Source organism: Pelagicoccus enzymogenes, assembly GCF_014803405.1.
In the GTDB taxonomy this organism is placed as follows: domain Bacteria; phylum Verrucomicrobiota; class Verrucomicrobiia; order Opitutales; family Opitutaceae; genus Pelagicoccus; species Pelagicoccus enzymogenes.
The window spans coordinates 185,013-210,628 of the sequence record NZ_JACYFG010000036.1; the positions used below are offsets into that span (position 1 = coordinate 185,013).

Sequence of the window (25,616 nt, forward strand, 5' to 3'; positions counted from 1 at the left end):
GTCCAAGTACTCGAGAACCTACTTATCGCCTACCTCAAGCGACCTTTCCTCTAAACTCGAGCGTGCCATTATTAAGCTAATTCCGGCCGGACTAGAACTTGCCCTTTACGCCCAGCGACCACTGGGAACCGTAGGATTCCTCGCGGTAGAGCACACGCTCCGTGGTGGGCGACCCCGCCACTTCGCCAAGATCGAGGATCCAGCGGTAAGGAGCGTTCTTGGCGTTGCGCACAGAGAAGAACACCGACACGTTTTCGTTGACCTTGTAGTCGCCGTTGATGTCGAGCGTCGTACGCTCTTCGTCATGTATGTAAGGACGCAATACAGTGCCATCCACGAGACGCAAGTTGCGGGTACCGCTTTGCGTTTCCTCCCCGCGGGTGTTCCAACGGAACTTGAGCGAGAACGGACGCTTGTCGAAGATGAAACCATAGGAGATCGTTTCCTTGGCGAAACCTGGTAGGGTGTCCGTGAAGGAGGCATAGTCCGTCCCCTCGAAGCGACCTTCGAGATCGAGGAAGGTACCGTTAGCGTAGACGCTGGACGCCTTGAAGAATTCAGGAACCCAGGACTGGTCCAAGCTTTGGTTCCAGCTCAGCTCCAGGCCACGGACCGTCGCGTCGCCCGCTGTAAAGGTGTACTTCAGGTTGTCGACGTCGTCATACTCTGACTGATACGGAATGCCCGCGTCCGCCATGGCCTCGCGGCTCATTGGAATGGTGGTCGTTCCTTCGAAGTTCTTGATGTCGTTCTGGAATACGGAAGCGCTCAAGAGACTGGTGTCGCCGAAGTAGTATTCGAGCGTGAAGTCCAGATTGTCCGAACGACGTGGCGTGAGGTTCGGGTTCTTGAGATTCAAAGTGTATTCAAAATTCGAGGTATCATAGGAAATCGTCGCCGCGCCGAACATGTTGCCAAAGCTTGGACGACCAATCGTGTTCGCTGCAGACAGACGAGCCGTGAGCTGCGGCGTGATGTTGTAGCGCAGGTGAGCGCTCGGGTGATAAGTCCCGTAACCCTGGTTCGCTGAGAGGAACTCGCCGGTCAAGACGCCGTTTTCGCCGCTACCTTCAAGCCACATGGTCGACAGCGTTTTGGTGCGGTTCGGATCTTCTGGCGTTGGATCGGGAACGACCTTCGAACCTACGGGAGACAAGCCTTCAACGTTCGTATCTTCATAGCGGATACCAGTAGTGAACAAGCCCTTCTCGCCTGCGAAACCGATCGAGCCCATCAGGTAGAGCGAATCGATCGTTTCGTCGAGATTCAGGTAGCTGCCTTGCTGAGCGCTCAACGCGGTGCTGTTCGCCAAGGTGAAATCACCCATGTTGGCGTTCAAGTAATCTTCTAACTGGATCGAGCTCAGCCAAGTGAAACCTGGGTAACCGAAACCTGGAGTGATGCCTACGTACACTTCATCGACGAAGTCGGAGAGCGGCTTAGAAGCAGTGGCGCTTCCGCTGTTCACGTTGTAGCGCCATTCGCGGTTGATCGTGTCGCGATGCTGCTTGCTGCGGTCGTATCCAAACTTTACCGATCCCTTGTGGTCGCCTACCTCGAATAGGCGAGTCACGTTGAGGCGCAAGTTCGTGCGCTTGTCCTCCGAGTCGTTTGGACGATGACGCAGGTAGGCGAGACGGCCTCTCGACAGGTCGAAACCGTAGTTCGGCAGGACGTTGCCCGAAGAGTCGGTGGAAGTGATGTCCGTGTAGGCCACCATCATGTTCTCGAAGTCGTAGGCCAAACGCTGACCGCTTGCGTTGAAGCTCCGGGTGGACATGCCTTCGACGTACCCTTCGGATCCGTCGCGATACTCGTTGGTCGCGATGGACGAGGTGAATCCGTAATCGATCTTCCAGTCGCCAAAGGTGTGCTTGGCGCCGAGGTCGACGTGGGTGGTGATTCCTTTTTTGTTACGAACGGAGGCGCCGACGTTGTTGTTGGAAGTGAAGGAGCCTTCGATGTGCCCTTCCCTCGAATTCGCCATGTCGGTGCCGATCGCGAAGTTGTAGTTGCGGTTGTTGAACTCCGCATCGTACCAGTTCACCTGGGAGCGCAGGGTGAAGATCGTGTTCTCGCTGGCCTTGTAGTCGAAGTTGGCCGCCAAGCTTTGGCGGAAGCTGAACTTCGGTCCGTCCTGGATCTGTATCCGTTCGTTGGCGACGCTTCCGTCGTTCAGGACACGGTAGTCGCCCGTGTAGCTGAAGCGACGTTGGATATTGAATTGGTTCGATTGCGAAACCGTGAAGGACGCGCCGAGGCGATCGTTAAGGAACACGTCCGAGTATCCGAACTCGAAGCTGGGATTCGTCTTGGTGCGGTAGCTGTCCGCAGTCCAGCCGGGAGACTTGTCGAAGTCGAAACCGTAAATACCGTTCCAGTTGGCAAAGGCCTTGTAAGTGATCTTGCGCCCACCTTGCGCGAAAGCGTTCTTGCTCACAAGATTGATGGAACCGCCCATGGAGTTCGCAGGGTTGTCCGGACGCGGAAGCTTGGTCACTTCGAGCTGCTCGATGTTCGTCAGAGAAACCTGCTCGAGCTCGAAATTACGTCCCTTGCCGCTGGATGCGGCAGAGGCCATGGAAGCCCCGTCAACCGTCACCGTGGTGAAGTCGGCCGACATGCCACGCAACTTGATGGAGCGAGCGTCCGCCGCCACGTAGTCGATGGCCACGCCGGGCATGTTCTTGAGGAACTCGCCAATGTTGCCCTCGGCGATTTCACCCAAGGCATCGGCGTGCTGCACGAGCTTGAAGTTCGAGGACGTCTTACGTTCCTGCTGGGCGATGGCGTTGCTGTCGAAATCGCTGCCGTCCACCGTGAATGCCTCCAGCTCGAAGACTTCCTCGCTGTCCAAGCCGGCACGAGCGGTGAACAGGGCGATGACCGGAGCGGTGGTGCTGCCCGCCCCTACCGAGACGGTCAAAGACTTTTCTCCGAGTCCCAGGTAACTCGCCGTTACCTTTACCTCCCCAGTGGCAACGTTCGAGAAACGGTACTCGCCGTACTCGTCCGTGTAAGTCCTGAGGTTCGTGCCCTCGATCACCACTTGGGCGTTCGTGAGCAACTTCCCGGTGGACAAGTTTTTGACCTGGCCGCGCAAGGAGCCAGTTGATTGACCGAATCCGTCAGTGCTCATGGAGAACACGACGGCAAAAAGGGAAACGCAGGCAAGCGCAACCCTCACAGCGCGAGCAGAAGCCGCACCCATTACAGTACCTTTGCAGTATGACATTGTCGTTTGATTTTGAGTAACAAATCAACAAACCTAACACGTGTTAGTTTGTCGGGGTAAAAAAAGCTGAGCCCGCATGAGCTCAGGAGTTCGTATTTGAACTTGTTTCGAGGTATTTGTGCGATTTTTTTCGTCTGTCAATCAAATCTATTGCTCTCCTAATGGGAAATATTAGCGATAAATCATCTTTTCACATTTGGACGTCCCCCCACGGATTTCTTCCCATAATAGCTGGGGAATCAGGCGACTCCCGACCTTGGACAGCAGCTCCCCAAGCCAAAAAGGCCCTTGCCTCGTCCCATGAGTTCATATTTGAACTTTCCCAATGGAAAAGTATCGCATTCCCAATCTGCACAAGGCCTGTCTAGTCCTGAAGCTCCTGTCGACCACCCCTCAGGCTCTTTCCATTCGCAGCATATCGGAATCGCTGCAAATCCCGCGCACCACGACCCTTCGCATACTCGCAACGCTCACCCTCGACGGATTCACCGCCAAGACTGGCGACTGCTACAGCCTAGGCCCCTCCCTGATCCCAATCGGCAGCGCCGCCAAGTCCGCCCTCGATATCGCGCAGCTGGCCCGCCCTCTCCTGCATCAAGTCGTTCAAGCCACCGGAGAAACCTGCCACCTAGCGGTTCCTTCAGGCAATCGAGCGCTCATCGCGGAGGCCATCTCAGGCAAGCAACGCCTTTCCGCCTCGACCAAGCAAGGTGCCGTCATCGAGCTTCATTGCTCCGCCACCGGCAAATGCCTGCTCGCCTACGCTCATTGGCCCGACCTGCAGGGCGTAGCGAGCGAGCAGGACCTGAAACGCCACACCCCCAAGACCATCACAAGCTTCCCCCAACTCTCCGACGAAATCGACCGCGTCAGAAAACGACACTACGCCCTCGACGACGAGGAGTTTCGCAAGGGCGTCCGCCGTATCGCCGCCCCCGTATTTTCCGACGACAACCGTTGCGTAGCCGCCATTGGCATCTCCGCATCCTGCAAGCGCCTCCCCCTCGATCGCATAGAGGCCACAGCCAGCATAATCAAAGATGCGGCGCATGAACTTTCACGCCTGCTCGGATGGACAGTGGCCTTGCAGGAATCCCAAGCCTAAGCCAGCTCACACCGGAAAATCGGAGAAAGTTCCCTGCCCACACGAAATTTACAAAACTATCTTAATTGATTCCCGATCTCCCGTACCCACTATCTGGGTACATAAACGCCTTTCATGGGCGTGCTTGATTCAACCTATCATTTAAGATGAAAACATCATTGGTGACCGTATCCATGGTCGCAATCAGCTCAGCGATTCCCTCGCTACATGCAGAGTATTCAGCAGAGGCCTCACTCGGCTACCAGAACTTGGACTCCAATTTCTCCGGCGAAGACCTCTACCTCGCGGGATTTTCGATCTACACGAGCCCGCTCGACTACCTCGGCAAGACTCCCTACGACGAAGCCGCCTTCTTCAACCAAGTCGGTCAGGTCGACCTCCAGTACGGTCTCGCGACCGGTTTCGGCGACGACATCAACACCTACGGGCTGGCTTATACCCACCAAAACAGGAACAGCGACCACGGCTTTTCCGCAAGCTGGTTCACTACCGACGTGCTCGACAACTTCAATGCTTACGAGGCTGGCTACCACTATTTCCTCGACCAAGGCTTCTCCGTTGGAGCCGAGGTCGCTCTAGCAGACTTCGACAGCGGCCACGCATGGTCCTACGCCTTGAACTCCAAGCGCCTTTTCTCCTTCGAAAACGACCGCTGGCTCACGCTCGAAGGCGGATTCGGCTGGGCCAACGACGGCAGCGAGGGCGATTGGAGCATGAACGTGCTCGCGACCTACTATCCAACTCAACGCACCGGACTAGGTATCGGAACGACAACTACAGACCGACTCTCCGACTACAATACAGTGTTTAGCGCCACCCACTACTTGAAACCAAACTTCGCGGTGAACGTCTCCTACAACCGCGACTTCATCAAGAACGCGAGCGATGCGGACGGCATTAGCTTTGGCGGCAAGCTAAGATTCTAAAGCTTATATTCAAAATAACCGTTCAACAGCGGCAGCTTCCTTCGAAGCTGCCGCATTTCTTTTCCAAGCACGCTGGAAACAGCTCAGGCTCGAGAGCCGATAGAGCCAGCCCCGCGACACGAACGCTTGCTAGGCAATCCAGAGCGCCTTAACGCGCTAGCGCCAACAGGCCTAGTTCGCATCTCGGTTCTCTGGCGCGTCCAGAACCATCGCCTCCGGAAAGTCCGCCGCTCGATCACCACCAACCGGCCCTAGGCGCTTGTTTTTCGAGAAGGCACCAGGCTTGCGTAGCGGCACCGCGTCGCCGCCTAGGTCCTCCATCATCTCGTACAGCCTATTCTCCATTTCTCGTTGCTGCTTCGCATACTTGGGATCGTGGATCAGGTTGCGCTGCTCTCCCGGATCCGCCTGAATATCGAAAAGCTCGTCCGTGTCCCATAAGCCGTAGTAAGTGATGTACTTAAAGCGATCGCCTCTCAGCGAAAACTGGGTCGGCGTCTGAGGGAAATTTTTCTCCCAATAATAGACGTACAGGAAGTAGTCGCGCCATGGGACCTCTTTTCCCAAGGCTAGCGGTATGAAGCTCGCTCCATCCATGTGCTGCGGCTTATCCAAGCCCATCGCATCCATGACCGTAGGCGCGATATCGATGTTGGCAACCACCTCATCTACGACCGTGCCTCCCTCGAAAAGCTCAGGGCATTGCATCAACATGGGAACTCGAATGGAAGTTTCGTAGGCCACCCGCTTGTCAATCAAGCCATGCTCGCCAAACATAAACCCATTGTCGCCCATGTAGATCACGAGCGTTTCATCGTAAATACCCATTTCCCTCAACTTTCCTAGCACAGCTCCCACGCTGTCGTCCACCGAGCTGAGAGCCTCGCAGTAGCGGCGGTAGAGATATTCGATGTCCGCATCGCTGTGGTACGGAAAGTCCACCCCATGCCAGCTGTTGCGCTGGTCCAACAGCCAACGCGGGCGATTGAGTTCGTTGCCAATCACTTCTGCTTCGCTGGCTGGCCTTTCAATTTGCTTGCCCGCAAACTCGCCGTCGTACTTCGGCTCAGGAGTGAAGTTCGAGTGCACCGCCTTGTGCGACAGGTAGAGGAAGAAAGGTTTCTCCGCGTCCTTCTGCCGATCGAGAAACTCGAGAGCATGATCCGTCAGGACTTTCGTTATGTATCCATTTTGCTGGATACGCTCTCCATTCTTGTTCAAGGTATAGTCCGCGCTCGGCGGATAGTAGTGCCCCTGCCCACGGAAGCTCACCCAATAGTCGAATCCCGGACGCGGATCGTCGTTATGAGAGCCCATATGCCATTTTCCGACAAAGCCCGTAGCGTAGCCCGCCTGCTGCAAGTACTGAGGAAAGAATAGCGTCCCCTCCGGCACCAGCCTCTGATTGTCGATCACCTGATGGCGGAAGGTATACAAACCTGTCAAAATAGAAGCCCGACTCGGGGAACAAAGGGAGGTAGTGACGAAGGCGTTTTTCAGATGCACCCCATTCGCTGCCAAGCGGTCCAGTTGCGGAGTTTCCGCTATGGGATGACCCATGAAACTCATCGCGTCGTAGCGATGGTCGTCGGACAGAATAAAAACCACGTTTCGCTTCTTGGCGCCGTCCGCAAATTTCGGGACGACTTCCGAAGGAACGGGGTGCACAGCGGCTTGAGTAAGGCAGGCAAGCGAGAGGAACGTAATAACGGATAAGCTAGATTTCATTAGTTTCGGGGGGTTAGGGTTAAGCGAACGCCTAGCGGAACGGAGCGGATCAAGCAAAGCAGAAGCTGTTCTTTCAGATGTTCTATTGCTCTGCAACCACCCGCCAGAAAACGTTCTCCTGAGGAATCCAATCCACGGTCACCTCCAATTCACCGCTATCCGTACCGAGAAAAGCGCCCGCCTCCGACCATCCTGCCTCCCGCCCCAAGGACAAACGAGATTCGATCCGGTAAGGAACGCCCTCGATGACGTTTCTAACCGTGAGTCTCGCCTTGCCCGCTTGCCTATCGAAACTATCGGCCTTCACTTCGGGAACCGCCAGATCGACCGGACCGTATACCGCGTATCCACGCGGCGGAGCGCTCACCGCCACTCTACCTCCGAGGGAAACCTCGATCTCTGACGGTTGAACGTTCTTGCCCGCGACGTAGGAATACCAAGCATAGCACTTTAAGCGGCGTCCTCGCAAGAGCGGGTTGCTCGTGTATACTTCGGACGATTCGGCTAGCGAAGCGCTGTCATTGATCGCCACGATGTATCCAGGCGATCGCGACAGTCCATTTTTCGTCCCGTAGACCAGCAGATCCGCATGGTTCCCTTGCAGGATCTCAATCTCCGGCTTTCCACCCGCCAAGGCTCCTCGAGCCCATACCAAGGCCTTGATGCCATTGCCAGCTTGCCCCCCGAGATCCGCTAGGCCGCGATCGAAGTAGTCTCGCCAAAAGAGACAGGGATAGCCTTCCGATGTCAGAATGTAAGCGTAGGCCAACATGCGGTTGCTTGCAATTTCGTCCGTGTCGTGATTCGCGACGAAAGTAACCGCGTATTCAGGATTCCGTACGAGCAAAGAGCGATTTGAGTCTCGCAGACTCGCGATATTCCCTCCTCCCGCCTGATCGTTGAATATGTCCCTCATTGCGTAGTAGTTGGGAAAATCGAAAGCGCTCGTCCCTCCGCAAACCCGCAAGTAAGCCTCGATCATAGGAATCCCATCCCAGCACTCGATTATCCCAAAGGGACTTCCCGTTCCCTCCCGAAAATCTCGAATCATACGCGGAGAGAACCCCTTCACGTAGTCGAATCGCCACCCACCATCAAAGCCGGCGTTCGCCGGATCCGTTAACCAGTTTCCCCACTCCAACAGGTCGTAGACAGGATCGCCCGGCCCCTCGCTCGCTTTGTGCGCAACATCGGGAAAACCTGCAAATTTCCCTTCATCGCTCACTTCCAAGCTGGAAGGGTGAAAGTCATCGTAGTCCCACTTTGCCTTGCCACTGGCAACTCCTGAAAAGTCCGTCCAATAGGCGTCTCCAGTATTTGGATTCACTTGCCAATCTCCGCCGCTGCGATGGTTGAGCACGATATCAGCCATACAAAGTATCCCCTCCTCTCGGAAGGCGGACAAAGCAGCCTTGAGCTCGTCCTGGGTTCCAAAGCGTGTCCGCACCGTACCTTTTTGGTTGTATTGCCCCAAGTCATAATAGTCGTAGGGATCGTAGCCCATCGAATAAGGCCCCGACTCGCTTTTGCTCGGCGGAGGAAACCAGATGCGATCAATCCCTTGACCGCTCCCCATATTGCGCAGCTCCGAAGCCTTGCTCGCCATGATCTTGTACCAATTCCCCGCAGGCGCATCCCAATAGAAGCCCTGCATCATCACCCGCGATTCGCTCGCGGTATCGGGCAGTGGCGGTGGTTTCGGCAGTTCTGCGGGAGCATCCGCTAAAGTAACCTCCACGTGCCAGTCGAGCGTACCATTATTGTCCCAAACATTATCGCCGTCGCGGAACACAAAATCGATCTTGTAGGCAGCTTCCGGCACTTGATAGGTGAATTCGAAAGCCTTCAAATCCTCGTTCCACGACATTTCTTGGTCTGGTCCTGCCACCGCCGCCCAGTCATTGAAACCTCGATACAAGTAAACTTTCGACGCGTCCGAAAGCACGCCCCCTTCCGGGTCGTAAATAATCGTAACGTCCTCTCCAGAGACAGGAAATTCCGGTACTACGGAAACCGAAGAGGCCGCAACGGCACGGCCTAAGGTCATGGCGAGAAGCAAGTGGGTAATCTTCATGGGGCAACTTGCCCACTAGCCTAAGCGCATGACTCGTCACTCCAATCGAGCAGCCGAGTACAAATCCGAAAACGATCCGACAAAACCTAGAAATTGCCGCATCCGCAGCAGCCCGAACGGAAACGAATCAGCGATGAGATTCGCCAGCCGAGTAGTCGACGTGGTCGTAATAGATCGTCTTGGGACGCGACTCCTCTTTGCGTCGCCGCTCCTCGCTTTGCGCTCGGTATTCTTGCGGCGACATTCCTAGAAACTTCTTAAACACGCGGGCAAAGTAGGCCGGATCCGAAAACCCGCTCGACCAAGCGATCTCCGAGACGTAGAGCGGCGTCGTCTGCAGGGCCAGGGCCGCCCCCTCCACCCGGATTCGCTGGATGTAGTGAGTGAGCTTTTCCTCGGTCTGCGTATTGAAGAGATGCGACAAGTAGTCCGGCGAGCACTGCAAGCGTTCCGCCAGCATCTTCACGTTAAGCTCCGTATTCGAAAGTTGCTCACGGATCAGCCACTTCGCTTGGAACACCTTGCCGATGTCCTTGTTGATCCCTTCGTTTCCTCTTTCGACCAAGCCCTTCACCATCGCAAAAAGAGCGATGCTCAATCCCTTGACCACATGGTCGCGGGTGGGCCCCGTCTTCTGGTTGTTGTCCACCAAGCTGTTGGTCAAACTCAGGAAAACGTCCAGGTTCGGAGCGTCATAGAATTCGATAACGTCGATCTCCGGCTTGCCCGGCTTCACCTCGAAAGCGAGGTGCACGCTGATCGCGTTGCTGTAGAATCCCACCACCAAGTTCCTGAACGGCTCCTTGGCAGAGGAGATCGTCTCCTGATGCGGCACGCCAGCCGGCATAATACAGGCCTCGCCGGGACGCACCGTTATCGTTTCGCTAGGAACCTTAAACTCGGTCCACCCCTGGTTCTGCACGAAAATCTCCGGCTTGAAATGGTAGTGCATGCCCGGCCGCTTCTGCAGCCTCCCCTCCTCGCTCGGCACCTTCAAGGTCAACTGGTTGTATTCCGCCTCCCGCACGCAGCGGCCCAACGTCTCGATAATCTCAATGCGGTCAGCCTTGGACAGGGGACTGCCAATTTGAGTTTTTGTGGTCGATGCAGTTGAACGTTTGGGCTCGCTCATTTAAGGTTACGGAAGCTGGGGGGGAAGACAAAGCCTAGTGTACGGAATCCATAAATGCCTAAGGTCACGCTTTTTGCAATTCAACCTGAAGATGCGCTTATGCCATGCATTTACTTAGAGAGTAACTTGTCTTTTATTCTTGAATCTCAGAATCAGCGTTCCTAATCCTAGATCCATTCCGCCAATTCCTCTCCTGCACGCCCGATGCGACCCGAGCCATCCTCTCACCCTCCCCCTTCCAAATTCTCACTGGCAAGGATGTGTCCGCCACGGTGGCGCCTCCCCCTCATCCTCGCGGTCGGCTCCCTCTGCGGCCTGTCCATCGTCCTTCTGCGGGTGTCGAACGCGACGTCCTACCTGTCGGACGATCCCGCCGCTTGCGTTAACTGCCACATCATGACCCCGCAGTTCGCCACCTGGGAACGCGGCAGCCACGCCCGCGTCGCCAACTGCAACGACTGCCACGTCCCGCACGACAACGTGCTCAACAAGTACTACTTCAAGGCCAAGGACGGTACCCGCCACGCCTTCATGTTCACCTTTCACATGGAACCTCAGGTCATCCAAGTGCACGAGCCAGGCCAAGGGGTGATCCAGCAAAACTGCATCCGCTGCCACGAACACCTGCTCGACGAGGGCATCCACCTCGCCGTCTCTCTGCAACAAGCCCAAGAGGGCCAAGGCAAACGCTGCTGGGATTGCCACCGCGAAACGCCGCACGGCAAGGTCAACTCGCTCTCCTCTGCCGAATGGGCCCGCACGCCCGACCTCAACTCCGTAATGCCAGAATGGCTACAAGGAAAGATTTCCAACCAAACCCCTTCCGAAAATGAACCAGCAAAATAAGAAATCCGGCAATTCCAGCATGGGCTGGATCCTCTTCCTCAGCACGCTCGTCGGAGTAGCTATCGTCGGCTTCCTCATCACCTCCGTCATGGAACGCCGTGGCGAGGCCAAGCAAGCCAAGATGACCAATCCCATCGGCGAATGGGAACCTCGCAACGAAGTCTGGGGAGCCAACTTTCCGCGAGAATACGAAACGTGGAAGAAAACCGAGGAAACCGATTTCAAGTCCGCCCACGGCGGTTCCGCCAAAACCGACTATCTCGAGGAATTCCCCAAGCTCGTCGTATTGTGGGCTGGATACGGCTTCTCGAAAGCCTACGAACAAGGCCGCGGCCACGCTTACGCCGTGGAGGACATTCGAGAAACCTACCGCACAAACGCCGGCATGCCTGCAACCTGCTGGACTTGCAAAAGCACCGACGTGCCCCGCGTCATGAACGAAGTCGGAGTTGCCGAATACTACGACGCGTCCTGGTTCGACCGCGGCGACCAGATCGTCAACGCCATCGGCTGCCAGGACTGCCACGACCCCAAGAACATGAACTTGCGCATTTCCCGCCCCGCCCTCGCCGAAGCCTTTGCGGCCCGCGGCGACGACATCAACGAAGCCACTCACCAAGAAATGCGCTCCCTCGTCTGCGCCCAGTGCCACGTCGAATACTACTTTCAGAAAGAGCCAGCCAAGTACCTCAAGTTCCCTTGGGACAAGGGCTTTTCCGCCGAAGCCATGGAAGCCTACTACGACGAGCTCGGCTTCACCGACTGGACCCACAAGCTTTCTCGAGCGCCCATGCTCAAGGCCCAGCACCCCGACTACGAGCTCTACATGACCGGCGTACACGGCCAGCGCGGCGTTTCCTGCTCGGACTGCCATATGCCCTACAAAAACGAGGGCGGGGCCAAGTTCACCGACCACCACGTGCAGAGCCCTCTCAACAACATCGCCAACTCCTGCCAAGTCTGCCACCGCGAGTCCGAGGCCACTCTCATGACAGACGTCTACTCCCGCCAGAACAAGGTGATGGAACTGCGCGGCATCGTAGAGGACCTGCTCGCCAAAGCCCACATCGAGGCCAAGGCCGCTTGGGACGCAGGAGCGACCGAAGCGGAAATGAAGGCCTCCCTCACCCACATCCGCCACGCCCAATGGCGTTGGGACTGGGTAGCCGCCGCGAACGGAGCCGGCTTCCACGCCCCCAACACCGCATTGCAAGTGCTCGGCACCGCCATCGAAAAGGCCGGAGCCGCCCGGCACGAAATCGCCCGCGTGCTCTGGAAGCACGGCATCACCGACCCGATCGAGATGCCCGACATTTCCACCAAGGAGAAAGCCCAACGCTACATCGGACTCGACCCCGACGAGATGGAGGAAACCAAAGCCAAGCACCGCGAGGAGCTCTTCCCCGTCTGGGACGAGAAAGCTGCCGCTCGCCAAGAAGCCATGGGCCTTCCCGCGAACGTATCCGACAAAAAGGCCATCAGCTACTGAAGCAACCTCTCGGAATACAGAATCCTTTTTCCTGCTAAGGGCCGCTTCGCAGCGGCCCTTTTTCAGCCCCCCTGCGGGAGCGTGCTTGTCACGCGATCTATTCGCCTCCCTAATTCACGACCCTCGTGGTTAAAAACCAACTACAGTCCAATCCGCAAACGCCTCCGGTCACCCGTTCCGACTATCTCGTCGGCGTCGCCATCTGCCTCGCCACCAGTCTGCTCGCCAGCGCCGTATCCATATTTCAAGACGGAGCGCCCCTCGTCGCTCCGCCTTGGCCTGCCAACGCCATCTTGCTCGCGCTCGTCAGCGTCTGGCTCTTTTTCATCGGCCTCAAAGGCCAACGCTTCGCCCCCACGCGTCTGCTCGGCGGCTTGCCCTTCGCCCTCTGCGTAATCGCCCATTTCTTCCTCTGGGTGCTGGTCGCCGGAACCCTGCCTGCGAGCGACGGCTCCCAGCTCCCGGAATTCGCGCGCTTGCTCGGCCTTTCCCAACCAATCACTTCCATCCCCTTCAACGCCGCACTCATTCTGTTCTTGCTCAATCTCGGGCTGGCAACCGCCGGGCGGCTCACCAAGCTCAAAAAGGCCCGCCTCAAGTTCTATGTCAGCCACGGAGGCATGTGGCTACTCATCTCAGCCGGACTGCTTTCCTCCAGCGACTTCGAACGTTGGGAGCTCATCGTCTCCGAGGGGAACGCCACCGCCGAAGTCAGCAGGGGTGACGGCTCCGAAACCCGCTACCTTCCTTTCGGCGTGCTGCTATCCGACTTCAGTATCGAGTTTTTCACTACGCAACTCACGCTGGTAGATCCCGAGGAAACGAAAATCGTTTGGCAGAAAGGCGAGCCCCTCATCGACTTGCATGCAGGCAACGTCGCCCAAATCCGCGGCTGGCAAGTCGAAGTCCTGCAAAGCTTCGAAGGAGCACTCCCCCACGGCGATGGCTACCAGCCCTCCGACTCTCCCTACGCGCCGCCCGCCGCCCAACTCAAAGCGACCCACCTAAAAAGCGGAGAGAGCATCACCGGCTGGACCACCTGCGGAAACGACCAAGTTCCCACCACCACCATCCTGGCGGGCGACAGTGGCTTCCGCTTCGCCATGGCCCTGCCCCGTCCTAAAAGATTCGCCTCGGAAATTACGATTCTCAAGAAAGGGGAAGCGCCCTTTCCCGTGAAAGTCGAAGTCAACCAACCGGTCAAAGTGGACGGCTGGGAACTGAACCAGCTTTCCTACGACGAGACCGCAGGCAAAGCTTCGCGTTGGACCGTCCTGGAGGCTGTAAGGGATCCGTGGATACCTGTCGTTTACACCGGAATCGCCTTGCTCGCTCTCGGAGCTCTCATGCACTTGCTCGATCGGGTAAGCCTGAATCGCAACGGACAGGGGGAAGCCGCCAGATGAACCTGATCCAGAGCTTCCCTTACGCAGCCGGATTCGCCCTTTTCTCCTGGGCCCTCGGACTGGTCGTTTTCCCTCGAAAGCGCCCTCTCGGCATCGCGTTGCTCAGCCTCGGCACCGTCGCTCTAGGGGGCTTGCTCGCGACCATCTGGCTCACCTTGGAGCGACCGCCGCTGCGCACGCTCGGCGAAACGCGTCTCTGGTACGCCTTCATGCTCCCCATCGCCGCCAGCGTGGTTTGCCTGCGCTGGAAAATGGTATGGCCGCTGTACTACGCCATTCCGCTAGCCGGCGTTTTCCTGGGCATCAACCTCGCCCATCCCGAAAGTTGGGACCGGACCTTGATGCCCGCCCTGCGCAGCGTCTTGTTCGTCCCCCACGTGCTGGCCTACTTGCTCGCCTACGCCTTTCTCTCCGCAGCCTTCGCCGCCAGCGTCCGCGGCTGGCGCAGCCCTGTTGGCAGCGACAGATGCGAACAAGCCTTGGAGTTCGCGGACCGTTCCGTGCAAATAGGATTCGCCTTCCTGACCCTCGGGCTCTGCATCGGCGCCATCTGGGCCAAGGAAGCCTGGGGGCACTACTGGGCTTGGGATCCCAAGGAAACCTGGGCCCTGCTGACTTGGCTGGGATACCTCGCCTACCTCCACTTCCGCTTGCAGCACCCCTTGCAAGCAAAAGGCGCCTTCCTCTTCCTGAGCGCCGCTTGGATCGTCCTGCTACTCTGCTGGTTCGGCTTGAATCACATGCCAATCGCCGACCAAAGCGTACACACCTACACGCGCTAACTGTAACCTAGCGGATAATCGCGGGTATCGCCACGGGCAAACGCCGCCTAAATCTCTAGGAAATCGCTCTTTTGGTTTGTCCGCAGCCGGTCGGGCGAGCTAAGCGTTGCACCCAGAAACCAACCTCTCTCGCCAATCCAAGTTCAAAGTGATTAGAACAGCCCTCGCCGTTTTCCTTCCTATCTTCGCGATCATCGCCGTCGTCATCGGCGTGAAAGCCAAGCAATTCGGAGCCCCGCCCCCGGGAGCCTTCCCGGCAACCATGGTCGATTCCGATATCGCCGAGACCCAGACCTGGGCGCGCACTACTACGACCACTACCACCCTGCGAGCTTCGCAGGGCGTGGAGGTCACGACCGAGCTGCCAGGCATCGTCCGAGCCATCCACTTCGAGTCCGGCGACTCAGTGGAAAAAGGCCAGCTACTCATCGAATTGGACAACACCACCGAAAAAGCCCAACTCGCCGCGGCCAAGGCCAGCGCCGAACTCGCGCAAACCGACCTGAAACGAGCCAAGGAACTTCGCGAGGGCCGCGTCATCTCCCAATCCGAGTACGACGCGATCATCGCCCGGGCGGCGGAAGCCGAAGCCCAGCTTGCCCAAATCCAATCTACACTCTCGAAAAAGCAGATATTCGCCCCCTTTTCCGGTCGCCTCGGCATTCGCGAAATCGACATCGGCCAGTACCTCACCCCCGGCTCCTCCATCGTATCGCTGCAAAACCTCGATCCGCTCTACGCCGATTTTACCTTGCCGCAAAAACAAATCGGTCTCGCTCGACCAGGCTTCGAAGTGGAGCTCTCCATCGACGCTTATCCTGACAAAACCTTCTCCGGCACCGTCCAGTCAACGAGCTCGACCATCGACGCCACCACTCGCAGTCTCACTGTCCGGGCAGCTATGGAGAATCCCGAGCAAACGCTGCTGCCGGGCATGTTCGGCACCGTCACGCTTATCCAGCCAGACCCCGTCGAGGTCGTCGCCATTCCGGGCACCGCCATTTCTTACCAATCTTACGGCAACTCCGTTTTCGTCATCAAAGACGCCGAAGGCGAAAACGCTCAGGGCAAGGTGGTGGAGCAGCGCTTTGTGACGCTCGGCCCCGCCCGGGGAGACTTCGTGGCAATTCTCGACGGACTCGAGCCGGGAGAAGAAGTCGTCAGCGCTGGCGTCTTCAAAATGAGCAACGGCGCCCCCGTCGTAGTAGACAACTCCCGCAAGCTCAAAGCCGAGCTCGATCCTAAGCCTGCCAACGGCTAGCCGCCCGCCTGCCATGAGTTACAAAAAGTCAGCTTTCACGGACCACTTCGTCCGTCGGCCAGTCCTTGCCATCGTCGTCAACCTCCTGATCGTCGTCGCTGGCGTGCAAGCCATCTTCACCGCTACCAGCGGTTCCGGAGATTTCACCGTACGGCAGTATCCGGCCAACGAAAACGCGGCCGTCACCATCGTGACGCCCTACATTGGAGCCGATGCAGAATTGGTTAAAGGCTTCATCACCACTCCCATCGAGCGGGCGATCGCCTCCGCAGCCAACATCGACTACATCGAGTCGACCAGCGTACAGGGCCTGTCCACCATCAAGGCGCGCCTCAAGCTCAACGCCGACGGCACCAAAGCCCTCGCCGAGATCTCCTCCAAGCTCGACCAAGCCCGCCGCGACCTGCCTCCCGAAGCCGAGGTTCCGACCATCAGCATCGAAACCGCCGACTCGGAAACCGCTTCCATGTACCTGAGCTTCGGTTCCGAGCGCCAGGAGCGCAACGAGGTCACCGACTACCTGGTGCGCGTGGTGCAGCCCGCCTTGACCGCCGTTCCCGGCGTGCAGCGAGCCGATATCCTCGGGCCTCGCACCTACGCCATGCGCGTTTGGCTGCAGCCCGACAAGCTGGCCGCCTACGACATCAGCGCCAGCGAAGTGCAAGCCGCCCTCGCCGCCAACAATACGCTCTCCGCAGTCGGGCAAACCAAGGGCCAATACCTCCAGGTTAAGCTCTCCACCAATACCGCGTTATCCTCCGTCGAGGAATTTCGCCAGCTCGTGGTGCGTGACAAGGGAGCTGACCTCGTTCGTCTCGGCGACGTGGCGGACGTAGAGCTCGGGGCCGAGGACTACACCGCAGACGTACGGTTCGACGGCAAGGACGCGGTCTTCATGGGAATCTGGATACTGCCGACCGCCAACGCGCTCGACGTCATCGACCGCGTGCGAGCGGAAATGGACGAACTGCGCCAGTCCTTCCCCGTCGGCTTCACCGGCGAGATTGCGTATGACGCAACTGAATACATCGATACTGCCCTCAACGAGGTCATCACGACTCTAGCGGAAACCCTCGCCATCGTAATGGTGGTTATCTTCCTCTTCCTCGGATCCGTCCGCTCGGTACTGGTCCCCATCGTGGCGATTCCGATTTCCTTGGTAGGCGGCATTTTCCTCATGCAGGTCTTCGGCTTCAGCATCAACCTGCTCACTTTGCTCGCCATCGTGCTGGCAGTGGGCTTGGTGGTGGACGACGCCATCGTGGTGGTAGAAAACGTGGAACGACACCTGCGCGAAGGGGAGAAGCCGCTGGACGCTGCGATCCTTGGAGCCCGAGAGCTCATCGGACCGATCATCGCCACCACCATCGTGCTGGCAGCCGTTTACGCGCCCATCGCATTCCAAGGCGGCCTGACGGGGTCGCTCTTCCGCGAGTTCACCGTGACCTTGGCGGGATCGGTTATCATCTCCAGCATCGTGGCCCTCACCCTTTCCCCCATGCTCTCAGGAGCAATCCTGAAAGCCGAAAACGAGGAGAAGGGCTTAACCGGCGCCATCAACCACTTCTTCGACCGACTCCGCGACCGCTACCACCGAGCCGTCAAGCTCACCGTCAAGAATCGCTGGATCGTTTTCGCCGGAGGCGCCTTGCTCACGATCTGCGTGCTGCCACTCTTCATTCTCGCAAGCATGACCACCGAACTGGCTCCCACCGAGGACCAAGGCGTCATCTTCGGGGTCGTTTCCACCCCCTCGAACTCCACCGTGGAACAGGCCAGCTTCTACACCGCTCAGGTTCAGGACGCCTTCGAGAGTTTGCCGGAGTACGACTATTCGTTCCAGCTGACGTTCGCTACTGGAGGTTTCGGCGGCGTCATCGTAAAACCATGGGACGAGCGCGAAACGAACATCTTTGAAATCCGCCAAATGCTGATGCCCAAACTCATGGGCGTAACCGGCATTACTCTCTTCCCAATCCTTCCCGCAGCATTGCCGGGCGGCAGCAACTTCCCGGTCGAGTTCGTTGTATCCTCCACGGCCGACAGCAAGGAAGTTCTCGGGTTCGCGCAAGAGATCGCCGCCGAAGCCGCCGGAAGCGGCCTCTTCGCCTTCCCCCCGGAAATCGACGTCAAGGTAGACGAACCGCAAACGCGCATCGTCTTCGATCGCGAAAAGATAGCCGCCCTTGGACTGAACATGGCCACCGTAGGGCGTGACGTAGCCGCAAACTTGGGTGGCAACTACGTGAACCGTTTCCCAATCAAGGGTCGAAGCTACAAGGTGGTTGCCCAAATCGAGCGAGCGGAACGCCTCACTCCAGACGCTATCAAGGAAATCTTCGTGCGCGGCCCTTCCGGGAAACTCATTCCTCTGGATGCAATCGCCAGGCTCGAAAACGGCGTCGAGCCGCGCAGCTTGAACCGCTTCAACCAGCTCAACTCCGCCAAGATCCAAGGCATCCCCGCAGCTCCGCTCGACCAAGCCCTTGCCGAGCTGGAACGCATCGCTGCCGAAAAGTTGCCTGCCACCTACCAAATCGATTACGCCGGCGAATCCCGCCAGCTGCGCGTGGAGGGATCCAACTTCCTTCCCATGCTGGGACTGGCCATGGTGCTGATCTTCTTGGTGCTGGCCGTCCAGTTTAACTCCTTCCGCGACCCGCTCATCATCCTGCTCGGCTCCGTGCCGCTCGGTTTCTTCGGAGCCCTGCTCTTCGTTGCCCTGCGGGCGCCTGGCGATCCGTGGACTCCACACTGGAGCTGGGGCTGGACCACGTCTTGGAATATCTATTCCCAGGTGGGCGTCATCACCCTGATCGGGCTCGTCACCAAAAACTCGATCCTGATCGTGGAATTCGCCAACGCCTTGCAGCGTCAAGGCAAGGAGAAGATGGAAGCCGCCGCCGAGGCTGCTGCCGTTCGCCTGCGTCCTATCCTCATGACCACTGCAGCGACCGTATTCGGCCACATGATGCTCATCTTCGTAACGGGCGCGGGCGCCGCCGCTCGTAACTCAATCGGCCTCGTTTTGGTTGGAGGCATGGCCATCGGTACGGTGTTCACCCTTTTCTTCGTACCCTCGCTCTACGTCATCCTCGCCAAGACGCGCGAAACCAGCGAAGAAACGGCGAGCGAGACGAGCGTCGCCGCCGGAGCCAATGCCACCGCCTAGATAACCCCTTTCACCTAACACTCTTCACCACTGACTCTTCCTCTTCCCGTGTATCCAAAACTTAAACGCGCCACCGCTGGACTTGCAGCGTTCATCGCCACGCTTGCTCCCCTGCAAGCCCAAGAGACTCCCGAAGTTCCCGAGACGCTCTCCTTGCAAACCACCCTGGAGTTCGCCTTGGAGAACAACTTCGCCATCAAACAGGCGATCGAGAGCATCAAGGAGCAGGAAGGCTTGATCGTAGAGGTCAAGGCTCGAGCCCTGCCCTCCGTCTCGCTCAACGGATCCTACCGCCAACTGGACGAAGGGCTCAGCGATCCCGACAGCTTTTTCCCGGCCACGACCGAGTCTTGGAGCATCACGCTATCCGCTCGCCAAGCCCTCTACCAAGGTGGCGGCATCAGGGCCGCTCTGGACGTGCAAGACTTGCTGCGCGAGTCGAGCCTGCTCTCCCTCGAGTCCACGGTGCTGGACGCCCTGCTCGAAGTTCGTACGCGCTACTATGCCGCCCTGCTGGCCCGCGACCAAATCGGAGTGGAAGAGCAAAACATCGAGCTTCTGGAAGAAACGCTCAACAACGCCAAGCTTCGCCGCGACGCTGGCGACGTTTCGGACTTCGAGGTGCTGCGGGCCGAAGTGGCCCTCGCCAACGCCCAGCCCCCGCTCATCCGCCGTCGCGGAGCCTTTCGCGTCGCCATCGAGCAACTACGACAAAGCATGGGCTACCAAAATTACCGCCGCGATGCTCTGAACCTCGAAAAAGTCCCCGACTTCACCGACGAACTCGTCTACGAGCCAATCGAGTACGACTTGCAAGAAGGACTCGAGCAAGCGCTCGCGAACCGCTCCGAACTCAAGCAACTGGAGGCCATCGCCAAAGCCCGCGAGGCTGGCCTGGAAATTGCCAACTCCGGCCTGAAGCCAAGCCTCGACTTGGTCGGAAGCTACGGAAAGCAACGTTCGAACTTTTCCTCCAGTTTCGACGACGGCCCTCACGGCTGGACCCTCGGCCTCGAAGCCAGCTGGAATATCTGGGACGGACGCCAAACCAGAGGACAACGCTTGCAAGCCCTTTCCCAGCTGGAGCAAGCCCGCATCCAGCAGCAGTCCTTCCGCCTCGGCATCGAAGTCCAAGTTCGCCAAGCCATTTCCGCCCTGCAAGAAGCCGACCAGCTCGCCCAAGCCGCCGTCAAGGTGGTCGAACAGGCCGAAGAAGCCGTACGCATGGCCAACTCGAGATTCGAGACAGGCTCCATCAGCCAACTTGAAGTCTTGGAAGCTCAAGTGGCCCTCACGGAGGCCCGCACCAACGCATTGGCCGCAAACTACCAGCATCTGGTAGCGGTCGCCCAGTATCGCCGCGCCTTGGGGAACGAATCCATTTCCCGCGACATCTGGCCCAGCGCCGAGTAAACACGGCTCTCCCGGCTCCTCGGAGGCTGCGAGAGTTTTCGAAAGCTTTGCTAAATGTTTGCCCAAACGGGACGATCCCTGTTTAGAGTAGACTCGCAAGCGCACGACTCTTGCTGCCATTCCCCACATGAATACCAGCGTAATCCAAATTTCTGTTAAAGGCGTCATGCCCACAGTCAACGGCTGTGCCGTTTTCCTTGGCAACGAGGACAAGGTATTCGTCATCTACGTGGACCATAGCGTGGGAAATGCCATTTCCATGGCTCTCAACGGCGTTAAGAAAGAACGCCCGCTCACCCACGACTTGATTTCCTCCATGCTGCTCGGCCTCGAAGCCAAGATCACCCGCATCATCATCAACGACGTGGAGGAGAGCACCTTCTTTGCCCGCATCTTTATCGAGATGAGCAACGAAGTGGACACCAAGATCATCGAGCTCGACGCGCGTCCCAGCGACTCGATCGTACTGTCCCTGCAGAACAACGTTCCTATCTTCGTTGCCGAAAAGGTCTTCAATTCCACCGAGGACATGACCTCCATCCTCGAGCGGGTGCTCAAGCAACAAAGCGAGGAATCGAACGACAAGTAAGTCGCCCGCCCGGTTCGTGGGTAAAGCTCTCCTCTAAAGCGTAAAGAAGGTCACTAGACCTTCGATTCCCCGCCCTCAGCTCGGACGAGCTCGCCTTAACGACGCGACTGCATCTTTGCCAACTGCGTGCGCAGCTGCCGGAAGCGCTGGTGGGTCGCAGGTTCGATCTCGATCGGAGAGCCGTCGGAACGGACGCCCAAGAAAATCGCGAATAGCTTTTTGTTCAAGGCAGCCGGAAGCATGATAAGCGAATTCACCTCTCCCTTGTCATGTATCCACTCGGGGATGACCTTAGCAATCTTCCCCGCGTTTGCCTCCTGAATCAGGATGTCCTCGCCCCGAGCGAGGCAAATGGAAAAGATATCGCTGTTGTCGGATGAAACCAGAGGACGGTTCTTGATGCGCTCATAGAGCGGCCCCGTTCCATGCCTAGCGGAAAAACGCACCGTCCTGCTATTTTCTTGATCCTCTAAAAACGTCATGCAGCACTCGATGCTAAGCTCCGCCGCAATCGCGCAGTTGAGGCTCTGGTAGAGCTTCTTGACCTGTTCGTCGTCAAGCGGCTCTTCGCTCTCGAGCATCTCTTCCAAAATGTCGTTAAGGTCGCGCTCCAATCCTGTATTCGGCTTTCCAATACCTATCGACTTTCCGGAACGACTCGAGGCTGCGGCGCGGACGGAACGTCCATCCAGCCGCGCCCTCAAGGCTCGATTCGCAGGCGAATCCTTGCTCTTGATTCCGATCACTTCATTCAACTGGCTCATGCTGGAATCGACCTTTTCTAGCCCCTCCAACACGCTATCAAGATCGATAGGAAGGCTGTCGCCAAACATGTTCACCAACGCTCCCAATTCGCTCTTGAACTGATCTGGATTCAAGGTCTCGTCAAAGGTCAGCTCGCACACCTTCACGCAGAACTCTGCGGAAATCAGTATCTCCTCCGATTCCGACTGCGCGGATCGAGCCAGCTTTTCCTTGGGCAATTTTTCCAAGGACTGCATGATGACGTCGGGAAGGTTGGAGCTCAGCAACAGGGTGTGACCCAATTCCAGCGGCGTGAGGCCAAAGATTTCGTGATACGCTGCATCGTTGTCTCCGCGCTGGGACAGCTCGCGAGCTTGCTTGTACTCGTCGAGGAAATAAGTCGCGATCAGCAGCTTTCCATAGTTTCGCAAGGAGCCGCTCACGAAAGCGAGATCCGGATCCGCGCTGAACATCTCGGAACCTGAAACAAGATTCTGCGCCAGCATACCGCTGCAAACCGAGAGGGAGGCCATTTCCCGCTGCTGTTCGCTGTCGAGCCCTTTGCCCGCGTTTTGAGCCAGCATCACCGTCAATGTCAGATTGCGAATCCGATCGAAGCCCACGGTGTGAATCGCCTCGTTGATGGTCGCGATCTCTATGCCCGAGGGATTGTAGCCAAAGGTGTTCGCTGCGCTGATAACCTTTTCCGTAACGCTGGGATCCCGCTCGATAATTTCCGATAGGTCTTGGATCGAAACGGTCGCGATTTGCCCGGACAGCTTTCGCACCGTCTGCACGATCTCCGGCATCGCCCCTGTCTGACCGCTCTCAAAAGCGTCGTTGAGGCGACGCAGCGTTTTACGCGCGAGAGGACTAAGCGTATCTGGAGCAGCGGTGGACACAGAGGAAGCAGTTCGTTTGAGGCTCAATTGAGCCACGGGGAAGAAATTCGAGAATGGAGGAAAAGCGAGCCTGGAACGGCTCATTCCTCGGAGACTTCTTGCCAGGGAACGGCCAACTAGGACCAATCTTCTTATCGGCAAACCTGCCTAGCGGGTTTAGGGCCTCTTTTTCTCCAGCCGCTAGGCTCCTGCCCCACAAGAACTAAGGAGTTTCCGAGGCCACTCGCTCGAAACGTCCACTCGGAAGCGAGCAGCCCACTTGCAGAGAGTCAGCCCTTTCGCATGAAAAGAGCCGTCAGGAAAAATCCGCTAGCCTAAGCCTTCCAAGCCCGGGTGCCGCCCATGGGACGCGTCTCGAAGATCTTCGGCTCGATGCCGAATTCCGCTTCGTAGCGAGACTCGATCAAAGCCGTCAAGGACGCGACACAGTCACGACGTACCAAAGCGATAGCCGACCCGCCGAAACCGCCTCCCGTCATGCGACAGCCCGCTACGCCTTCCTGAGCTTGAGCCAGCTTCGCGATAAAATCCAACTCCGGGCAGCTCACTCGGTAATCGTCCCTCAAGGACGCATGGCTGGCATTGAGCAGCTCGCCCGCCAAGGCATAATCGCGCTGGCCAAGAGCCTCTACCGTCTCGAGCGTGCGAGCGATTTCCGTCACCGCATGGCGAACGTAACGCTTCATGTCTTCCGTCAAATCTGGATGAGCGAGAGCTTCATCCAACTTGGCTGGATCGATCTCGCGCAAGGTTTCCACTCCCAGAATCTTGGCCGCTGCATGGCAACCGTCACGTCGCACGGCGTAGCCACCGTCGGAAAGCTCATGGCTCACGCAGGAGTTGATGATCAGGAGCCCCCAGTCCGGATCCTCGAACGGGGCATGCTGAAAACTGTCATCCACGCAATCGAGCATTAGCAGCTTTCCCTCTTCGCAAAGAATTACGGCTGCTTGGTCCATCAGCCCGCAGGGAACGCCCGCAAAGTCGTGTTCCGCCTTCTGACAGAGCTTGGCAAGGTCGAGACCGTCCATTTCCTCGCCGAGCAAAGTCAGAATCGCTTTGCCGAACACCGCTTCCAAGGCCGCGCTACTGCTCAAGCCGCCACCGACTGGAACCGTCGAAATTACCGCTGCTTCGAAGCCGGGAACCTCGAAACCAGCCTTCTTCAAGCCGGTGACCACTCCCTTGATGTAGTTTGACCAGTTGTTGCCCTGGGGAGCCAAATCGTCGCTGGCAAGAAACTCCTCTACCTTGCCCGGAGCCTGGGCGGAAACCAAACGCACCAGAGCGTCGTCGCGACGGCGAATCGCCACGTGAACCCAACGGTCGATCGCCGCGGGCAAGACCAAGCCGCCATTGTAGTCGATGTGCTCGCCGATCACGTTCACCCGCCCCGGGGCCACCGCAAAGACTTCGGGAGTTCCAAATCCGGATTCCGCAAAGAGATTACCGACTTCTTCGATGGTCGCTTGATGCTCAGGTGAGAGGGTTTCAGTGCTCATATTAAAAGATTCAATCAGTACAGGAACGGCATAATACCAACTATTTTTATCTTGAACAACGATTGCTCAGGTCAAACTTTGTAGAAATCAGGTCACATTAAGATGCCACGCAAGAACATAGCCATTCTGGTAGAAACCTCGCTCAACTCTGGCCGGCAGATCGTGCGAGGCATTTCGCGCTTCGCTCGCGAACGCAACGACTGGTCGCTCTATTACCACACTGGCCCCCTCGGCGCCCTCGCCACGGCATCGCTGGACAATTGGCAGGGCGACGGAATCATCGCCCGCGTGGCAAATCCGGAACTGCATGCCCAAGTGAGAGCCTGCCAAGTGCCAGTGGTGGACGTGCTGGGAAACGTCCCCAACACAGACTACCCTGTCGTCAAATGCGACGAAGCAGCCATCTCATCCCTCGTTGGAAACCATTTCAAGGAGCGCGGCTTCCGCAACGTCGCCTTCTTTGGCCTGAGCGACGAACACTGGTCGTTGGCGCGTCGCCAAGAGCTCGCCTCCTTCTGTCGCGCCACCTTGAATACGGAACTGTCGAGCCTCGAAGTTGCCCACGAGGACCGGGCTTCCAAAGTCTGGGCCAACTACATCGACCGCATCCAAAACTGGATCGCTTCGCTTCCCAAACCGGTCGGTATCATGATCGCGAGCGACCAATTCGGCCCCGACGTGCTGGCAGCCTGCCAGGCTTCCGGTTTCAGCGTTCCCGACCAGGTCAGCCTCGTCGGCGTCGACAACGACCTGCCCTTCTGCGAGATCTGCCAACCTCAGCTGAGCAGCGTGGAACCGAACCACGAGCTCGTCGGCTACGAAGCCGCCCGCACCTTGGATTGCATTCTCCAGGAGGGAGAGGAAGTGCGCCAGAGCACCGAGGTCGCCCCTCACATCTTGCACGTACGGCAATCTAGCGACGCCACGGCCCTAGAGGATCCAGCATTGGTAAAGGCGCTTCGCTTCATACGCAACAATGCCTGCGACCCCATCAGCGTGGACGATATAGCAAGAGCTGCCGGCGTATCACGCAGCGTACTACAACGACGCTTCCGCAGCTCGCTCGACCAAACCGTGCTTGAGTCCATCCTCACCGTGCGGGTCAATCGAGCCAAGGAAATGCTGTCCACGACAAGCCTGCCCTTGCCCGACCTAGCCGAGCGTTGCGGCTTTCGCCATCAGGAATACCTTGGATTTGTATTCAAAAAACGAATCGGCTGCACGCCCGGCCAGTACCGAATCCAGCACACCCAACCGCGATGAATCCATGATTTCCCCTGTTGCGTACTAGCGATCGCCCCCTTTCAAAT

At 57.8% G+C, this 25,616-nt stretch carries 17 protein-coding genes; 11 read left to right on the forward strand and 6 right to left on the reverse strand.

Features of this window, described 5'->3' with window-relative positions; translation table 11 throughout:
- Positions 1-91: 91 nt before the first annotated feature.
- Positions 92-3,139, reverse strand: a complete 3,048-nt coding sequence (locus IEN85_RS13135) for a TonB-dependent receptor (RefSeq protein ID WP_191617540.1) — start codon at positions 3,137-3,139, stop codon at positions 92-94.
- Positions 3,140-3,560: 421 nt separating this feature from the next.
- On the opposite strand from IEN85_RS13135, the gene IEN85_RS13140 reads away from it, so the two are divergent.
- Positions 3,561-4,340 (forward strand): IclR family transcriptional regulator, encoded by a 780-nt coding sequence (locus IEN85_RS13140; protein WP_191617541.1) that lies wholly within the window; start codon positions 3,561-3,563, stop codon positions 4,338-4,340.
- Between the two features lie 146 nt (positions 4,341-4,486).
- Positions 4,487-5,266 carry a hypothetical protein gene (locus IEN85_RS13145; RefSeq protein WP_191617542.1) on the forward strand — a complete coding sequence of 260 codons (780 nt, stop codon included), beginning with the start codon at positions 4,487-4,489 and terminating at the stop codon, positions 5,264-5,266.
- 171 nt (positions 5,267-5,437) lie between these two features.
- On the opposite strand, the gene IEN85_RS13150 is transcribed toward IEN85_RS13145, so the two are convergent.
- From IEN85_RS13150 to IEN85_RS13160, 3 genes are all read right to left on the reverse strand, one after another.
- Positions 5,438-6,994 carry a sulfatase family protein gene (locus tag IEN85_RS13150; protein WP_191617543.1) on the reverse strand — a complete coding sequence of 519 codons (1,557 nt, stop codon included), beginning with the start codon at positions 6,992-6,994 and terminating at the stop codon, positions 5,438-5,440.
- Between the two features lie 82 nt (positions 6,995-7,076).
- The gene (locus IEN85_RS13155; RefSeq protein ID WP_191617544.1) at positions 7,077-9,068 is read right to left on the reverse strand and encodes a carbohydrate-binding protein; all 1,992 of its coding nucleotides are present in this window, start codon (positions 9,066-9,068) and stop codon (positions 7,077-7,079) included.
- 127 nt (positions 9,069-9,195) lie between these two features.
- Complete coding sequence (locus IEN85_RS13160) at positions 9,196-10,200, reverse strand: AraC family transcriptional regulator (RefSeq protein WP_191617545.1); 1,005 nt, start codon at positions 10,198-10,200, stop codon at positions 9,196-9,198.
- Between the two features lie 258 nt (positions 10,201-10,458).
- Here IEN85_RS13160 and nrfH point away from each other — a divergent pair, with 258 nt between their 5' ends.
- From nrfH to IEN85_RS13200, 8 genes are all read left to right on the forward strand, one after another.
- Complete coding sequence (gene nrfH, locus IEN85_RS13165) at positions 10,459-11,046, forward strand: cytochrome c nitrite reductase small subunit (protein ID WP_191617546.1); 588 nt, start codon at positions 10,459-10,461, stop codon at positions 11,044-11,046.
- On the forward strand, positions 11,030-12,535 hold the full coding sequence (gene nrfA / locus IEN85_RS13170) for an ammonia-forming cytochrome c nitrite reductase (RefSeq protein ID WP_224772618.1): 1,506 nt from the start codon (positions 11,030-11,032) through the stop codon (positions 12,533-12,535). Before nrfH ends, nrfA begins: the two co-directional genes overlap by 17 nt.
- Positions 12,536-12,660: 125 nt before the next feature.
- A complete protein-coding gene (locus IEN85_RS24785; RefSeq protein WP_191617547.1) occupies positions 12,661-13,941 on the forward strand; it encodes a cytochrome c biogenesis ResB family protein in 1,281 nt (426 codons plus the stop codon).
- Positions 13,938-14,723 (forward strand): cytochrome c biogenesis protein, encoded by a 786-nt coding sequence (locus tag IEN85_RS13180; protein ID WP_191617548.1) that lies wholly within the window; start codon positions 13,938-13,940, stop codon positions 14,721-14,723. Before IEN85_RS24785 ends, IEN85_RS13180 begins: the two co-directional genes overlap by 4 nt.
- 148 nt (positions 14,724-14,871) lie before the next feature.
- On the forward strand, positions 14,872-15,984 hold the full coding sequence (locus IEN85_RS13185; protein ID WP_191617549.1) for an efflux RND transporter periplasmic adaptor subunit: 1,113 nt from the start codon (positions 14,872-14,874) through the stop codon (positions 15,982-15,984).
- 13 nt (positions 15,985-15,997) lie between these two features.
- Positions 15,998-19,156 carry an efflux RND transporter permease subunit gene (locus IEN85_RS13190; RefSeq protein ID WP_191617550.1) on the forward strand — a complete coding sequence of 1,053 codons (3,159 nt, stop codon included), beginning with the start codon at positions 15,998-16,000 and terminating at the stop codon, positions 19,154-19,156.
- A 48-nt stretch (positions 19,157-19,204) separates the two neighbouring features.
- Positions 19,205-20,569 (forward strand): TolC family protein, encoded by a 1,365-nt coding sequence (locus IEN85_RS13195; RefSeq protein ID WP_191617551.1) that lies wholly within the window; start codon positions 19,205-19,207, stop codon positions 20,567-20,569.
- A gap of 127 nt (positions 20,570-20,696) precedes the next feature.
- Positions 20,697-21,158, forward strand: coding sequence for a bifunctional nuclease family protein (locus tag IEN85_RS13200; RefSeq protein WP_191617552.1), 462 nt, complete (start codon positions 20,697-20,699; stop codon positions 21,156-21,158).
- Positions 21,159-21,253: 95 nt separating this feature from the next.
- On the opposite strand, the gene IEN85_RS13205 is transcribed toward IEN85_RS13200, so the two are convergent.
- Entirely contained in the window at positions 21,254-22,804 is a 1,551-nt protein-coding gene (locus IEN85_RS13205; RefSeq protein ID WP_191617553.1) for an HDOD domain-containing protein, read from the reverse strand.
- A gap of 314 nt (positions 22,805-23,118) precedes the next feature.
- Entirely contained in the window at positions 23,119-24,306 is a 1,188-nt protein-coding gene (gene galK / locus IEN85_RS13210) for a galactokinase (protein WP_191617554.1), read from the reverse strand.
- A gap of 102 nt (positions 24,307-24,408) precedes the next feature.
- Between galK and IEN85_RS13215 the strand changes: the two genes are divergently transcribed.
- Entirely contained in the window at positions 24,409-25,569 is a 1,161-nt protein-coding gene (locus tag IEN85_RS13215; protein ID WP_191617555.1) for an AraC family transcriptional regulator, read from the forward strand.
- Positions 25,570-25,616 lie beyond the last annotated feature (47 nt).